The organism is Variovorax sp. CF079, assembly GCF_900101545.1.
In the GTDB taxonomy this organism is placed as follows: domain Bacteria; phylum Pseudomonadota; class Gammaproteobacteria; order Burkholderiales; family Burkholderiaceae_C; genus Variovorax.
This window is the reverse complement of record NZ_FMZU01000017.1, coordinates 1-14,953: the sequence shown is the minus strand read 5'-3', so window position 1 is coordinate 14,953 and position 14,953 is coordinate 1. Positions and strand designations below refer to the sequence as shown.

Annotated in this window: 16 protein-coding genes and 1 tRNA gene; 6 read left to right on the top strand and 11 right to left on the bottom strand. The window is 68.4% G+C overall.

Annotation, left to right across the window (positions count from 1 at the left end; genetic code table 11):
• Positions 1–33: 33 nt before the first annotated feature.
• Positions 34–699, top strand: coding sequence for a helix-turn-helix domain-containing protein (locus tag BLS74_RS22010; protein ID WP_244503959.1), 666 nt, complete (start codon positions 34–36; stop codon positions 697–699).
• A gap of 47 nt (positions 700–746) precedes the next feature.
• Positions 747–1,670 carry a hypothetical protein gene (locus BLS74_RS22005; RefSeq protein ID WP_093109279.1) on the top strand — a complete coding sequence of 308 codons (924 nt, stop codon included), beginning with the start codon at positions 747–749 and terminating at the stop codon, positions 1,668–1,670.
• Positions 1,671–1,688: 18 nt separating this feature from the next.
• Here the strand turns inward: BLS74_RS22005 and BLS74_RS22000 are convergent, their stop codons facing one another.
• The 6 genes from BLS74_RS22000 to BLS74_RS21975 form a co-directional block, all read right to left on the bottom strand.
• Positions 1,689–2,096, bottom strand: a complete 408-nt coding sequence (locus BLS74_RS22000; protein ID WP_093109278.1) for a GreA/GreB family elongation factor — start codon at positions 2,094–2,096, stop codon at positions 1,689–1,691.
• 322 nt (positions 2,097–2,418) lie between these two features.
• Entirely contained in the window at positions 2,419–2,826 is a 408-nt protein-coding gene (locus BLS74_RS21995) for an FHA domain-containing protein (protein WP_093109277.1), read from the bottom strand.
• 292 nt (positions 2,827–3,118) lie between these two features.
• Positions 3,119–3,192: transfer RNA gene (locus tag BLS74_RS21990), tRNA-Gly, on the bottom strand.
• Between the two features lie 61 nt (positions 3,193–3,253).
• Positions 3,254–3,730, bottom strand: a complete 477-nt coding sequence (locus tag BLS74_RS21985; RefSeq protein WP_093109276.1) for a c-type cytochrome — start codon at positions 3,728–3,730, stop codon at positions 3,254–3,256.
• Entirely contained in the window at positions 3,727–4,410 is a 684-nt protein-coding gene (locus BLS74_RS21980; protein ID WP_093109275.1) for a TetR/AcrR family transcriptional regulator, read from the bottom strand. The genes BLS74_RS21985 and BLS74_RS21980 overlap by 4 nt, the downstream gene beginning before the upstream one ends.
• Before the next feature lie 2 nt (positions 4,411–4,412).
• On the bottom strand, positions 4,413–4,838 hold the full coding sequence (locus tag BLS74_RS21975; RefSeq protein WP_093109274.1) for an ester cyclase: 426 nt from the start codon (positions 4,836–4,838) through the stop codon (positions 4,413–4,415).
• Positions 4,839–5,048: 210 nt separating this feature from the next.
• On the opposite strand from BLS74_RS21975, the gene BLS74_RS21970 reads away from it, so the two are divergent.
• Positions 5,049–6,473 carry an FAD-binding oxidoreductase gene (locus tag BLS74_RS21970; protein ID WP_093109273.1) on the top strand — a complete coding sequence of 475 codons (1,425 nt, stop codon included), beginning with the start codon at positions 5,049–5,051 and terminating at the stop codon, positions 6,471–6,473.
• 16 nt (positions 6,474–6,489) lie between these two features.
• On the opposite strand, the gene BLS74_RS21965 is transcribed toward BLS74_RS21970, so the two are convergent.
• Positions 6,490–7,446 carry a cupin-like domain-containing protein gene (locus BLS74_RS21965; RefSeq protein ID WP_093109272.1) on the bottom strand — a complete coding sequence of 319 codons (957 nt, stop codon included), beginning with the start codon at positions 7,444–7,446 and terminating at the stop codon, positions 6,490–6,492.
• Between the two features lie 107 nt (positions 7,447–7,553).
• Complete coding sequence (locus BLS74_RS21960) at positions 7,554–7,925, bottom strand: DUF2784 domain-containing protein (RefSeq protein ID WP_093109434.1); 372 nt, start codon at positions 7,923–7,925, stop codon at positions 7,554–7,556.
• 150 nt (positions 7,926–8,075) lie between these two features.
• On the opposite strand from BLS74_RS21960, the gene alaS reads away from it, so the two are divergent.
• From alaS to BLS74_RS21945, 3 genes are read left to right on the top strand one after another with little or no spacing between them, the layout of a single operon-like run.
• Positions 8,076–10,700: an alanine--tRNA ligase gene (alaS, locus tag BLS74_RS21955; protein ID WP_093109433.1), complete on the top strand. Its 2,625-nt coding sequence runs from the start codon at positions 8,076–8,078 to the stop codon at positions 10,698–10,700.
• 5 nt (positions 10,701–10,705) lie between these two features.
• The gene (locus BLS74_RS21950; protein ID WP_093109271.1) at positions 10,706–11,737 is read left to right on the top strand and encodes a 2-dehydropantoate 2-reductase; all 1,032 of its coding nucleotides are present in this window, start codon (positions 10,706–10,708) and stop codon (positions 11,735–11,737) included.
• A gap of 15 nt (positions 11,738–11,752) precedes the next feature.
• A complete protein-coding gene (locus tag BLS74_RS21945) occupies positions 11,753–13,006 on the top strand; it encodes a D-amino acid dehydrogenase (protein WP_093109270.1) in 1,254 nt (417 codons plus the stop codon).
• Here the strand turns inward: BLS74_RS21945 and BLS74_RS21940 are convergent.
• Genes BLS74_RS21940 through BLS74_RS33950 form a run of 3 tightly spaced genes read right to left on the bottom strand, consistent with a single transcriptional unit; the run spans position 12,997 to position 14,832 of the window.
• The gene (locus BLS74_RS21940) at positions 12,997–13,746 is read right to left on the bottom strand and encodes a transporter substrate-binding domain-containing protein (protein WP_093109269.1); all 750 of its coding nucleotides are present in this window, start codon (positions 13,744–13,746) and stop codon (positions 12,997–12,999) included. The two genes, BLS74_RS21945 and BLS74_RS21940, sit on opposite strands and share 10 nt — an antisense overlap.
• A 41-nt stretch (positions 13,747–13,787) precedes the next feature.
• Positions 13,788–14,600, bottom strand: a complete 813-nt coding sequence (locus BLS74_RS21935; protein WP_093109268.1) for a substrate-binding domain-containing protein — start codon at positions 14,598–14,600, stop codon at positions 13,788–13,790.
• A 46-nt stretch (positions 14,601–14,646) separates the two neighbouring features.
• Entirely contained in the window at positions 14,647–14,832 is a 186-nt protein-coding gene (locus BLS74_RS33950; protein WP_139191725.1) for a hypothetical protein, read from the bottom strand.
• Positions 14,833–14,953: the final 121 nt, after the last annotated feature.

Here is a 14,953-nt window from a genome sequence, read left to right as displayed (position 1 = left end):
CGCACCACCCCGTGCGCCATAATGCGCCGCCCCATGGTCCGTCCCTTGCGTCCTCCGCCCACGCCGCCCGCGAAGAAATCGCGCCGCACCAGATCGGCCGCCGCGCCCGTCGAATCGATAGGACGCGATGTCATGGGCGAGCGGCTGCGTTCGATCCGCAAGGCCGCCAAGCTCACGCTGAAGGAGTTGTCCGCTCGTTCGGGCGTGGCCTTGTCCACGCTGTCGAAGATGGAGCTCGGGCAGATCTCCATCAGCTACGAGAAATTCGCTGCTGTCGCGCGGGCGCTGAACGTCGATATCTCGCGCCTGTTCGATCCGGCCGCGCGCCGCACGGGCAAGGCGGCGCCGACCTTCGTTCATTCGGCGCTCGACAGTTCGCCGAGCTATGCCAGCGACCAGTACGAATACCGGATGCTGTGCACCGACTATCCGGCGAAGACCATGGAGCCGATGCACGGCCGCATCCTGGCGCGCCACGAAAACGAGTTCGCCGATTTCATCCGACATCCCGGCCACGAGTTCTGCATGGTCTTGTCCGGCGCCGTGCGCATCCGCTTCGAGACCGGTGAGTCGGTGCTGGTGCGGCGCAACGAGTCGGTCTACTTCGACAGCAGCGTGGGGCATGTCTATCTCTCGGTCGGGAAGACGCAGGCGCAGGTGGTGGTGGTCATGTCCGGGTCTGCGGGCCAGCGCCCGTAGCCGCGCCCGCACTCGCCTCGGCCGCTGCTTTTCGCTAACCTTGCGCGATGACAGCAGCACTCGCCTCGCAGGGCATCGACGTCGACGCACCCATCGGGCCGCCGCCGCCCGCGCCCGATCTGCCGATCCCGCCAACGCCCGCGCAACCGCCACCGCCGCCGCCGGAGGGCGACCCGCCGGCGGTTGATCCGCCGATGACCGAGCCAGGCGCGCCGCCGCCGGTGGCCGATCCGCCGCCCGGCGCGGCGGCGCTGGGGCGCCTGCATGCGCGCCGCCTGCGCGAGGTCTATCGCTCGGCCGGCTGGCCTTGCTGCGACGCCATCGAGGTCGACCTGCTGGCCGCCGGCCTGCTGGAACGCGTGCGCTCGGCGCCGGGCCACGAAACGCTGCGTGTCACCGATGCCGGCATCGCGCACATTGCGCGCACGCTGGTCGTCAACCGCGCGGTGCTCTCCAAGCACGAGGCGCTGGTCGAGCAGGTCGCGCGCGAGATGACGCGCGCCGGCCGTGTGGCCTGGCGGGCCTTAAGTTTGCGGGCGCGGCTGCCGGCGGTGAACGAGGGCGACAAGCCGCGCTGGTGCATCGCGCGGCCGGACGTCTTCTCGATCCGCAACACCAGCGTCGAGGCCTATGCGCAACCGATCGTCCACGAGGTCAAGGTCAATCGCGCCGACCTGCTGAGCGACCTGCGCAAGCCCGACAAGCGCGCTGCCTACCTCGACCTCGGCGGCGAGTGCTGGTACGTGCTGGGCTGCGATGCGAAGGGCCGGCCCATCGGCGAGCCCGACGAGATTCCGGCCGAATGCGGCGTGCTGATCGCGCAAGAGGGCCGGCTGGTCGTGGCGCGCTCGGCCGTGCACCGCGCGCTGCCGCGCATGCCCTTCAGCCTCTGGATGGCCCTGGCCAAGGCGCAACCGGTGCCGGGCTTCGACGACGAGTCGCAGGATCTGCTGGCCGGCGTCGACGACTGAGGGTGTTCGCGCGGGCTCTCAGGTCGTGTAGTCGCCGCTGGCCTCGGGCTGGAACAGGATCTCGACCACCTCGGCGCGGCCTTCCTCGCCGCTCGGCAAAGTCCAGCTCGCCACCGCGCCCAGCCGCAAGCCGATCAGGCTCATGCCGACCGGCGAGAGCACCGAGACGAGGCCGGCGCCGGGGTTGGCATCCTTGGGGTAGCAGAGGGTCAGCTTGTGGCGCCGGCCCGAGGGCACATCCGCGATGGTCACTTGCGAATACATCGTGACGACATCCGCCGGCACTTCGCGCGAGCGCAGCAGTTCGGCGGCATCGAGGAGAGCTTCGAGCCCCGGGTGGGATTTTTCGTCGAGCAGCTTGCTGAGACGAAGGTGATCGAGTTCGGTGAGCGTGCGCTCGCCGCGAAGGGTGGTCGTCGATGACATGAAGCACTCCAATCGAATGCGAGCCGCAAAGGGTCGCTGTCGCGCGGGGCTTAAGCCCGGCGATCGATGGTTGCGCTAAACGAGAAGAGGGAAGGGCGATCGCCGGGCGAGGGAAAGTGCGGCTGGCGTGCGCTCAGCGGGCCGGGTCGCCTTGCCGTCGGCTGCGTGCGTGCGCCGGCCTGCCGCGGGGGCGACGGGGGCTGCAGCGGGGCAGTCAGTGACGAGGAGGGCGGTGGCCGGGAAGCGCATGCGACCCATTGTAGGAGGCGGTGCGAGGGCGGCTTGGCGGATGACCCTTCGAGGAGTGCCGAGATCGAGCGGGTCAGGCGGCCGCGCCGCGCAATGCGTCAGCCCATGTGGGAGAGACGCGCTGAGATGCCAGTTCGAGCGGAAGCCCCGGGATCGTCAGCAGCCGCAAAGCCTCGACGGCCGTGTAGTCCTGATTGCCGGCCAGGAAGCGCATTCTGCAGCCGCCGATGGAGATGCTGTCGCCATCGACCAGATGCTGCGTATCGACCTTGACGTCGTTCACGTAAACGCCGTTGCTGCTGGCCAGATCCTTGATCGTCACGAATGGACCATCGAGGACCAGCGCGGCATGGAAACGGCTGACTCTTTCATGCCTGATGACGATGTCGTTGCCCGGGGCCCGCCCGATGATGGTTTCCGGCTTGCGCAGTTTGATCTGCCTGGTGGTGTTGGCGCTGATCAACAAGAGGAGTTTGGGCATGTCTCGCGTTCCGTTCTGTCGTTCTGTACCGGCAGATCGACGAACGCTGGAGCGCCAGGCACGCGTCTGCAGACCTCTGTCCGTCCTTTCAATGGGGGCGGATTGGGGGTCGGCAGAGGTTAGGGATGAGCGCTTCGGGAGTAAAACGCTTTGGGTGAATGGGATGCATCGATGGTGCGAATACGTCCTCGAAGCAACGCATGAAGGCCGACTCCGGGCCGTGACGATCGATACCACCAGCGCAATGAAAACGGCCCCTGCGAGAGGGGCCGTGATGCGCAATGGTCGGGTTTGGAGCGGGTGAAGGGAATCGAACCCTCGTATGAAGCTTGGGAAGCTGCCGTTCTACCATTGAACTACACCCGCAGCAGGCGCGGATTCTACTGCGGTCGCTGCCGCCTGAACGCTCAGCGCGCCACGCGCTGCCTCACTCCGGGAACTGCACCACCGGCCCCGTAGCCTTCTTGCCGGGCGGCACATAGGCGGGTGCCGGCGAACCGCCGGGGCCTAGCGAGCGGGTGAATGCATAGATGGCCTTCAGGTCGGCATCGCTCATGGCGCGGACATTGAACCAGGGCATGGGTGGCCGCGGCCGCATGTTGCGCGCATGGTGGATCCACTGCTGCTCGCTCATGCTGGCCATCAGCAGGCGCAGGTTGGTGGCATAGGTCGTGCCCCAGGGGCCCGCCCAGCCCAGGGCATCGCCCGTGAGCCAGAGCTTCTCGTCGACCTGGCCGTTGCTGGGTCCGTAGTTCGGCGTGTGGCAATCGTTGCAGCCGGCGACCCGTATCAGGTAGCGGCCGCGGCGCAGTTGATCCTTGCCTGCTTCCGCAGGCCCGGCCAAGGTTCCGGCGCAGGCGAGAAGGGCGAATGCGGCGGCAACGAATTTCGGGCGCGCTCTCATGGAGAACTCCTTGGACGAGATCGACGGGGAAGAATCGTTTCCTTCGGTTTGCGCTGAACCGGCCTGGCCGGTGCGAGCGCAGGCTGCGCCGCAGCCGCGACCAGCGCCCGGATCGCCCAGCGCCTGACCTTGCGCGCCTCGGCGTCGTCGAGTCGAAGCACATCCTTGAAGACTACCATGGCCTCGGGACCGATCACCAGTGCGAGCGCGTGCTTGAGGTTCTTCAGCGCCGCCGGCTTGATGGAGCCGTTCGCCGGCGCGAGCGCGGCTTCGAGCAGCGGCGTGCGGCGGTTCTGGCGTGCCGGCAGCTGCGCGTCGGTTTCGCCGCGGGCGCTTCGCTCCAGCGACTGCGCCAGCATCATTCGCAGCGGCGCCTCGTTGGCCGCGATCATCGTGTGCAGCGCGTCGTCCACGTGTTCGAGACGGGCGACCACGTCGTCCGCCGGCGCGCCGCGCAGCGCATCCTCCGCCTGGGGCGTCTCGATGTCGATCGATGCCTCCAGATGCAGCGCCTCGACGTTCGGAAAATAGCGGTAGGCAGTGGCGCGCGAAACCAGCGCCTCTTCGGCGATCTCCTCGAGCGTCGGCCGGCGTCCCTGTTTCGTCAGTTGCGATGCGGCCTGCAGCAGGGCCTTGCGGGTGCGCTGCTTCTGCTGCGGGCGGCCTTCGTTTCCCGCCATGCTCAGCCCACCTGGGGCAACTGCTGCAGGATGGCGCCCAGGTCGACCCAGACGTTCTCCCGGCGGATGTCGCCGTTGTCGGCGAACTCGATCACGTGCAGCAGGCGGAAGGCCAGCGGACGGTCGCGGCCGTCCATGCCGAAGGGGTGGCCCGGCGCCCGGCCGCTCCATAGCGAATCGTCGACCATGAAGTTGTCGCCGTAGAGGCGGCGCCTGGATTCGACCTTGCCTTCGGACAGGTCGGCGAACAGCGTCTCGTAGAACGGGCGCGCGCCTTCGCGGCTGCGGCTGGGGCCGCTGGGCCAGCCGACCACGTCGTGCTCGACGTCGGCCGTGAGCGTGGCCAGCACACCCTCCACGTTGTCCTGGGCTTCGAAATTGAAATGCTCGTCGAGCTTGCGATCCATTTCGCTGCGGGTCAGTGCCATGGTGAATGTCCTCGCGGGTTGAAGTGCCAGTATCGTAATGAGATTTCAGTCTCATTACAAGAAATTAATCTCATTTGATCCGAGAGCGCCCCAGCCCGCCACCGTCCGGACGCACGGATAGATTTCAAGGACGCCGGGTCAGGTGCGGGAGCGGCCAGATCGCAAGAATGAGCCTCCGGCTCTTCAACGCGTTCACTCCGGGAGCACCCCATGACCTCTCTGACCTACCAGACGCTGGACAAGGACGTCCGGCAACTCCAGCAGTCCGACGTCGCCGCTTTTGCGACGCAGATCAGCGGCGGGGTGTTCGGCGCTGCCGATGCCGCCTACGACGAAGCGCGCAAGGTCTGGAACGGCACGGTCGACCGCCGACCGGCGCTGATCGCGCGGTGCATGAAAGACAGCGATGTCCAGGCCGCCGTGCGTTTCGCCGCGGCGCACAAGATGCTGCTCAGCGTGCGCGGCGGTGGCCATCACATCGCGGGCAATGCGGTCGCGGAGGGCGGGCTGATGATCGACCTGTCGGGCATGCGCACGGTCGTGGTCGATGCCGCGAAGCGCACCGCGCGCGTCGCCGCGGGCGCGCTGCTCGGCGACTTCGATCGCGAGGCGCAGGCCCACGGCCTGGCCACGCCGCTCGGCATCAATTCCACCACCGGCGTGGCCGGGCTCACGCTCGGCGGCGGCTTCGGCTGGCTGACGCGCCGCCATGGCCTGACCATCGACAACCTGTTGCGCGCCACCGTCGTGATCGCCGACGGCACCGAGCGCGTCGCCTCGCCCACCTCGGAACCCGAGCTGTTCTGGGCCTTGCGCGGCGGCGGCGGCAACTTCGGCGTGGCGACCTCGTTCGAGTTCCAGCTGCATGAGGTCGGCCCCGAGGTGTACTCGGGCCTGGTGGTCTATCCGTTTGCGCAGGCGCAGCAGGTCCTGCGCGCGTGGCGCGACTTCACCGCCGGCGCGCCCGACGAGCTGAGCGTGTGGACGGTGATGCGCAAGGCGCCCCCGCTGCCCTTCCTTCCCGAATCGGTCCACGGCACGGAGGTGGTGATCTTGCCGCTCGTCTACAGCGGCGATGTCGAAGCCGGCGAGCGCGCCGCCGCGCCGGTGCTGCAGTTCGGCGATCCGCTCGCGACTGCGCTGGGGCCGACGCCCTATGTCGGCTTCCAGTCGGCCTTCGATCCGCTGCTCACGCCGGGCAGCCGCAACTACTGGAAGTCGAACAACTTCAGCACGCTGAGCGATGCGGCGCTCGACCTCGTGATCGATTCCGTCGGCCGGCTGCCGGGGCCGGCGTGCGAGATCTTCATCGCCCAGCTCGGCGGCGCGATGGCGCGCGTGAAACCCGATGACACGGCTTTCGTCGGCCGCGATGCGCGCTACATCATGAACGTGCATGGCCGCTGGTCCGACGCGGCCGACGACGAGCGGGTGCGCGCATGGGCGCGGCAGGTTTTCCAGGATGCCGTGCCGCACGCAACCGGCGGCGGCTACGTCAATTTCCTGACGGAGGACGAGGCCGAGCGCGTCGCGGGCAGCTACGGCGCGAACTACCCGCGCCTGCAGGCCGTGAAGCGGCAATTCGATCCGGGCAACCTGTTCCGCATGAACCTGAACATCGAGCCGGCGCCTTGAGCGCGTTGCGCCTTCGTCAGTGCGCGGCGGCCGAACGCGCGTGCCGGTGCTTGCGCAGCAACTCGAGCGGCACATCCATCGCGTGCGCCGCCGCCGCCTTGGCGCGATCGGCGTACGGATGCTCGGCCCCGACCTCCGCCGGCGACCAGCCGCAGCGGCGCAGCACGTGGTTGAAGGCATGCGCGCTGGTCCGCAGGTCGGACTTCTGCGTGCGGAAGGTGAAGGCGAGCGAGACGGACAGGTCGGGGCCGGTATGGACGCGGTGGGGCGCGATGAAGGGATGGTGCACGCCGAAGCCGGGCCGCAGTTCGTAGCGCATCGCCTTGGCTTCGAAGGAGGGCTTGTAGCTCGGGCGCTGGCTCTCGAAAGCCGCGAGCAGGCGGTCCTTCTCGGCGGCGCTCATGATCTCGTCGTCGCGCGGATTCCAGAGCATCACTTCCTTCTCGCCGCGCACCTGCAGCAGGAAGTTCATCTCGCGGTCCATGTGGTAGGGCGTGACCGCGTCGCGCGTCGAGATGAAGACGTAGGTCGAGTACCAGGTGATCACCGGATCGATGTCTTCGATGGCCGCGGCGATCTCGGCCAGCAGGTCCTCCAGCACCGGCCGGTAGCCCGCATCGCGCTCCGGGTTGTAGATGCAGATGTAGGCCTTGCGTTCTTCGAATTGCTCCAGCACGTCATCGAAGCGCAGGCCCTCGCGGTAGCGCTCGTAGGAGGAGTCGAAATTCGCATCGCCGGGAATGGCGCCGACGCGGTACTGCACCTGCCCGCGCGGCAATCGCCGGCAGAGCGCGAACAATGCGTCCAGCGAGAAACTGGGGTGTTCGCAGAGATGGTGATGGATCAGGAACGGCCGCAGGTTGTACGAACTGCGCACCACGTCGGGCTCGAACTCGAGCAGGTGTTCCGGCTGTCGCCGCGCTCGTGCTGCAAGGGTGGCGGCCTGTTCTCTTGTGACGAATTCACCGAGCATGATGACCTCCTCAGGCCAACCGATCCTGCCGTGCGCGTGACGCGCCGGCGCCGAGTTGTTCGGCGAAAGAGTACTCCTTTTGTTTTCAATTTTCTAGCGGCTTGGCATCAGCTTCGCTTCGCGCGCCACCTGCGAAGAAGCAGCCCATACACCCCCAGATTGAGCACGGCGACGAATGTGCCCGACGCGATCTGCGCGCCGCGGGTGAGGCCTTCGGGATAGATCGCGCCGAGCAGGTAATGGTCGATGAAGCCGCCGCTGTAGCCGGCCTGGCCGGCCGCGAGCCGCAGTTCGTTCTCGAGCGGCGTCAGCGGGCAGTACCCTCCGGTCCATGCCACCCATGCGCCCCACAGCACCGCCGGCAGGTGCAGCCAGGCGAGCCGCGGCCAGCGCCACACGAGCAGGCCGCCCGCCACCACGAACAGGATGAAAAGGCCGTGCAGCACCAGCACGGCATCGGCCAGCAGGCGGTCGTTCATGGGCCCGAGCATAGGTCTTCGCCATACCAACAGGGGCGGTCGGGGCAGGGGGCCAAACCTATAATCGAATGTTCAAGCAAATCAAGCAGTTAGGTGGGTTCGATGCAGGGGCTGCCCGCTCGGCCGCCTCTCTCAGAAGTCCAGTCCAAGATGAGCCAGCCCACCTTCAGCGTTGCGGACATCCGCAAGTCCTTCCTCGATTTCTTCGCCTCCAAGGGCCATACCGTGGTGCCGTCGAGTTCGCTGGTGCCCGGCAACGACCCGACGCTGATGTTCACCAACTCGGGCATGGTGCAGTTCAAGGACGTGTTCCTCGGCACCGACAAGCGCCCCTACGTGCGCGCGGCCTCGGTGCAGGCCTGCCTGCGCGCCGGCGGCAAGCACAACGACCTCGAGAACGTCGGCTACACCGCGCGCCACCACACCTTCTTCGAGATGCTGGGCAACTGGAGCTTCGGCGACTACTTCAAGCGCGAGTCGCTCACCTGGGCCTTCGAGCTGCTGACCCAGGTCTACAAGCTGCCGGCCGAGAAGCTCTGGGCCACCGTCTACATCGAGGACGACGAGGCCTACGACATCTGGACCAAGGAAATCGGCCTGCCCCCCGAGCGCGTGGTGCGCATCGGCGACAACAAGGGCGGTCGCTACATGTCCGACAACTTCTGGATGATGGCCGACACCGGCCCCTGCGGCCCGTGCTCGGAAATCTTCTACGACCACGGCCCCGAGATCGCTGGCGGCCCGCCCGGCTCGCCCGATGAAGACGGCGACCGCTACATCGAGATCTGGAACAACGTGTTCATGCAGTTCGACATGCAGCCCGACGGCAGCGTGAAGCCGCTGCCCGCGCCCTGCGTCGACACCGGCATGGGCCTGGAGCGCCTGGCCGCGATCCTGCAGCACGTGCACAGCAACTACGAGATCGACATCTTCGCTGCGCTGATCAAGGCTGCCTCGCGCGAAACCGGCGAGAAAGACCTCGACAACAAGAGCCTGCGCGTGATCGCCGACCACATCCGCGCCACCGCCTTCCTGGTGGCCGACGGCGTGATTCCCGGCAACGAGGGCCGCGGCTACGTGCAGCGCCGCATCGTGCGCCGCGCGATCCGCCACGGCTACAAGCTGGGCCAGAAGAAGCCCTTCTTCCACAAGCTGGTGCCCGACCTCGTGGCGCTGATGGGCGACGCCTATCCGAAGCTCGTGGCCGACGAGAAGCGCATTACCGAGACGCTGAAGGCCGAGGAAGAACGCTTCTTCGAGACGCTGGCCAACGGCATGGAAATCCTCGACGCGGCCCTGGCCGATGGCGCCAAGGTGCTGCCGGGCGAAGTGGCCTTCAAGCTGCACGACACCTACGGCTTTCCGCTCGACCTCTCGGCCGACGTGTGCCGCGAGCGCGGCGTCGAGGTCGATGCGGCCGGCTTCAACGCGGCGATGGAAAAGCAGAAGGCCGCCGGCCGCGCCGCCGGCAAGTTCAAGATGGACCGCGCCGTCGAGTACAGCGGCGGGGCCAATACCTTCACCGGCTACGAGCACCTCGAAGAAGAGGCCAAGGTCGTGGCCCTCTACTACGAAGGCGCGCCGGTGCAGGAACTGAAAGAAGGCCAGCCTGGCATCGTGGTGCTCGACACCACACCCTTCTATGCCGAGAGCGGCGGCCAGGTCGGCGACCAGGGCGTGCTGGCGGCCGAAGGCGTGCAGTTCGGCGTCGACGACACGCAGAAGATCAAGGCCGACGTGTTCGGCCACCATGGCACGCAGACGCAGGGCACGTTGAAGGTGGGCGATGCCGTCACCGCGCGCGTCGACACGATGCTGCGCGCCGCCACCATGCGCAACCACAGCGTCACCCACCTGATGCACAAGGCGCTGCGTGAGGTGCTGGGCACGCACGTGCAGCAGAAGGGCTCGCTGGTCGATGCCGACAAGACGCGCTTCGACTTCGCGCACAACGCGCCCGTCAGCGCAGCGCAGATCCTCGAGATCGAGAAGCGCGTGAACGCCGAGATCCTGGCCAACCAGGCGACCCAGGCGCGCCTGATGGACATGGAGTCGGCCCAGCAGACCGGCGCCGTGATGCTGTTCGGCGAGAAGTACGGCGACACCGTGCGCGTGCTCGACATCGGTTCCAGCCGCGAGCTGTGCGGCGGCACGCACGTCGCGCGCACCGGCGACATCGGCCTGTTCAAGATCGTGAGCGAAGGCGGCGTGGCCGCCGGCGTGCGCCGCATCGAGGCGCTGACCGGCGCCAATGCGCTGGCCTATCTGCAGGAGCTCGAGGCGACGGTGAACAGCGTGGCCGCCACGCTGAAGACGCCGGCCTCGGAACTGCAGCCGCGCCTCACGCAGGTGCTCGATCAGGTGCGCGCGCTGGAGCGCGAGGTCGGCGCGCTCAAGGGCAAGCTCGCTTCGTCCAAGGGCGACGAACTGCTCGCGCAGGCGGTGGACGTGGGCGGCATCAAGGTGCTCGCCGCCAAGCTCGACGGCGCCGATGCCAAGACGCTGCGCGAGACCATGGACAAGCTCAAGGACAAGCTCAAGACCGCGGCCATCGTGCTGGCGGCCGTCGACGGCGGCAAGGTGCAGATCGCCGCCGGCGTCACGGCCGACACCATGGGCAAGGTGAAAGCGGGCGAGCTGGTCAACTTCGTCGCCCAGCAGGTCGGCGGCAAGGGCGGCGGCAAGCCCGACATGGCCATGGCCGGCGGCACCGATGCGGCAGGCCTGCCGGCCGCGCTGCAGTCGGTGCAGGGCTGGGTCGCGGAACGGATCTAGCGCACATGGCCGAGCCCGAGTCCGAGCCGGTGCCCGTCGACGTGCTCGTGATGGGTGCCGGCACCATCGGCTGCTTTATCGGCGGCTGCCTGGCGGCGGAGGGCGTGCGCGTGGTCTTCGTCGGCCGCCCGCGCGTGCTTCAGACGCTCGCGCGGCGCGGGATCACGCTCAGCGATCTCGACGGCATGGAGCGCCACGTGCCGCCCGACGCGTTGCATCTCGAGGAGCGGGTGCCTCTGGGCATACGGCCCTCGCTGGTGCTCCTGACCGTGAAGAGCAGTGCGACGGTCGAGGCCGCGGCCGCGCTGGCCGAGGCGCTGCCGGCCGGCACGCCGGTGCTTTCGCTGCAGAACGGCATCTCGAATGCGGCCGTCGCATCGAAGGTCGCACCCACGCTCTATGTGCTGCCCGGCATGGTGCCGTACAACGTCGCGGAGATCGAACCCGGCAGCTTCCACCGCGGCACGGTCGGCCGGCTGGCCGCCCGGCGCAGCAGGGCGCTGCGGCCCTGGCTGGCCGTGTTCGAGCGTGCCGGCGTACCGGTCGACACCTATGACGACATGCTGTCGGTCCAATGGGGCAAGCTGCTGCTCAATCTCAACAACCCGATCAACGCGCTCTCGGGCCTGCCGCTGCGCGAGCAGCTGCTGGACCGCGGCTACCGCCGCTGTCTGGCGGCCCTGATGGACGAAGCGTTGGATGCCCTGGCGTGGGCCAACATCGCGCCGGCGCAGCTCGCGGCGGTGCCGGCGCGGCGCCTGCCGTTCATGCTGCGCCTGCCGACGCCGCTGTTCCGCCTGGTCGCGGCGCGCATGCTGCGCATCGACGACAAGGCGCGCTCCAGCATGGCCGACGACCTGGCGCTGGGCCGGCGCACCGAGATCGACGCGCTGTGCGGCGAGGTGGTGCGGCTCGCCAAGTCGAACGGCGCCCGCGCGCCGATCAACGAGAAGATGGTGGCGCTGCTGGAAGCCTGGCCCGAGCGGCCGGAGCACTTGTCGGCACAACGATTGCAATCGGCGCTGGGTTTGACATAGACGGCAAGGATTCGCATGCAAGTACTGATTCTGGGCAGCGGGGTGATCGGCACCACCGTGGCCTACTACCTCGCCAAGGCCGGCCACGAGGTCACCGTGCTCGACCGCCAGCGGGCGCCGGCGCTGGAGACCAGCTATGCCAACGCCGGCGAGGTGTCGCCCGGCTATTCGGCGCCCTGGGCCGGGCCCGGCGTGCCGCTCAAGGCGATCAAGTGGCTTTTGATGCGGCACAGCCCGCTGGTCATCAGGCCGATGCTCGATCCCGCGATGTGGCGCTGGGGGATCGCGATGCTGTGCAACTGCACGCATGCGCGCTACGAACTCAACAAGGGCCGCATGGTGCGCCTGGCCGAATACAGCCGCGACTGCCTCCAGCAGCTGCGCGCCGACACCGGCATCCGCTACGACGAGCGCGCGTTAGGCACGCTTCAGCTGTTCCGCACGCAGAAGCAGCTCGACGGCACCGGCAAGGACATCGAGATCCTCAAGGCCTACGGCGTGCCCTACCAGTTGCTGGACCGCGAGGGCTGCGTGCGGCACGAGCCGGCGCTGGCCGCGGTGAGGGAGAAGTTCGTCGGCGGCCTGCGCCTGCCGGGCGATGAAACCGGCGACTGCTTCAAGTTCACGCAGGCGCTGGCGCGGCTGGCCGAAGCGGCGGGCGTGCGCTTTCGCTTCGGCGTGGGCATCACCGACATCGCGCGCGACGCCGCCGGCGTGACCGCCGTCCATACCGAGGCCGGCCCCTTTCGCGCCGACCGCTACGTGGTGGCGCTGGGCAGCTACTCGCCGAAGCTGCTGAAGCCGCTGGGCATTCGCCTGCCGGTGTATCCGGTCAAGGGCTTCTCGATCACGGTGCCGATCGCCGACGCGGCGATGGCGCCCGAGTCGACGGTGATGGACGAGACCTTCAAGGTCGCCGTGACGCGGCTGGGCGACCGCATCCGCGTCGGCGGCACGGCGCAGCTCTCGGGCTACGACCTGCGGCTGAACGACCGGCGGCGCGACACGCTGGAGCACGTTGTCACCGATCTGTTCCCGCAGGGCGGCAGCGTCGAAGGCGCGGAGTTCTGGACCGGCCTCAGGCCGATGACGCCCGACGGCACGCCCATCCTCGGCGCCACGCCTATTTCGAAGCTGCTGCTGGCCACCGGCCACGGCACGCTGGGCTGGACCATGGCGGCCGGCACGGGCCGCGTGATGGCCGACCTGATCGGCGGCCGCTCGCCCGAGATCGATATGGAAGGATTGGGCCTGGCGCGCTACGCCTGAACGGCCGCAGGCGCCACGCTGGCGCCCCGGATGCGATGCCGCGCCAGCGCCTCGGCCACGAAGCCGCTGGCCTTCATCTCCTCGACGAAGGCGGCCAGCGCGGCGGCCGCTTCCGCGCCGCGCGAGGCCGGCGTGCCCATCGCCTGCTGGATCACCATGAAGCGCCCCGGCAGCAGGCGCAAGCCGGGCGTGCGTCCGGCCTCGGCCTCGAGCACCTGCCGAATGCCGGCCGCCACCTCGACCTGGCCCGCGTGCAGCCTCTCGAACACGCCCTTGGCGCCCTGCACGCGCTCGATCTGCGCCTCCTTGATCTCGCGCGTGAGGAAGAGGTCGTAGGCGCTGCCGGTGCCGACCGCGATGCGGACATCGCCCTGGTCCACCTGCTCGTTGCGCCGGATCGGCGAGGCCGCGGGCACCAGGTAGCTGCCCTCGATCAGCACATAGGGGGCGGTGAAGCGCAGGCCCTCGCTGCGCGCCGGATCGATCGCGAAGAAGCCGATATCGGCCTGCTCGTTGCGTACTGCATCGACGGACGCGGCCGCCTTCTCGAACACCACCAGCCCGATCGGAACGGACAGGCGTTCTGCAAGAGCACGCGCCAGGTCGACCGAGACGCCGGCCGGGTCGCCGCTGGCTGCTTCCTTGTTCGCGAGGATCGGATTGCCGAGGTTGATGGAGGCACGCAGCGTGCCGGTGGGCGCAAGGGCCGAGACGATGGCGGGGGTGATCGGCGAGCTCATGGTCGTTGCGGGCGTCGGTGGTTGATTGGGGCCGCGCCAGTTTACGGGCCGCGTGCCGCGATCGCTTCGAGCCCGGTGCGTTCGATCACCGGCGCGGCGGCCGGCGAGTTCATGTAGCGGATCAGCTGCCGCGCCGCCTCGGGCTGCTTGGCGCCGGTCGCGATGCCGGCCGAGAACACCGTGACGCGCTGCACTTCCGCCGGCAGCGGTCCGATGTAGTCGATGCCCTTGATGGGCAGCAGCTCGCTGACCTGCTGCAGGCCCAGCGCCGCATCGCCGCGTGCGACCACGGTGCCGACGCGTTCGCTGAGGATGCGCTTGCTCTTCGGCTTCACCTGGTCCTCGATGCCCAGCTTCTTGAGCAGCTCGGTCTCGTAGTAGGTGCCGCTGGCGCTGGCCGAATAGGCGATCGACGGCGCCGCGAGCAGCGTGCGCTTGAGTGCATCGACCGTGCTGATGTCGGGCTTGGGCGTGCCGGTGCGCACCGCGAAGCCGATCGACGAGCGCACCAGATCGACCTGGCTGCCGGACACCACCTTGCCCTGCGCCACCAGCGCGTCGAGGGCAGGGCGCGCAAGGATCACGATGTCGGCCGGCTCGCCGCGCGCGAGGCGGCTCGGGATCGAGTCGCTGGCCGCGCCCATCGAGGCGCCGTAGGCGGTCTGCACCTTGCGGCCGTTGGCTTTTTCGTAGCCGGGCGTGAGCTCGTTGTAGGCGGCGGTGAAGCCGCCCGAGGTCATGACGTGGATCGGTTCGGCAGCGATGTCGGGCTTGCCGCCGAGGCTGCCGCAGCCGGCGAGGGCGAGGGCAGCGAGCAGCAATGCCGCGCGGCGCGTGAGCGTGGGAAAAGTCATTGGCGTCTCCTGGGTTGTCTGCCAGCCATCGTAGGGCTGGAAGCTGTCAGGCGGTCCGCCCCGCTCCGTCACCCCACATTTCTGCGGCGACTTCGACAGGATCGCGCTGCCCGTACGAGGCGTAGATGTCCTTCGCGAACTCCGCCGATTGCTCGGGATCGGCAAGCCCTTCGGACAGGCGGCACCACTCGGCCAGGAAGGCACCGACCCATTGGCTCATGGGATCGGTCATCGAACTAGCTGTCGAAGCTCACACGGGTGGCGATCAGCACGCCATCGACGACCTGCTCGCCCTCGATGGTCACGCGCACCCCGTTGCCCAGGTTCGACGCGGCGCCGTTGACGAACACGAC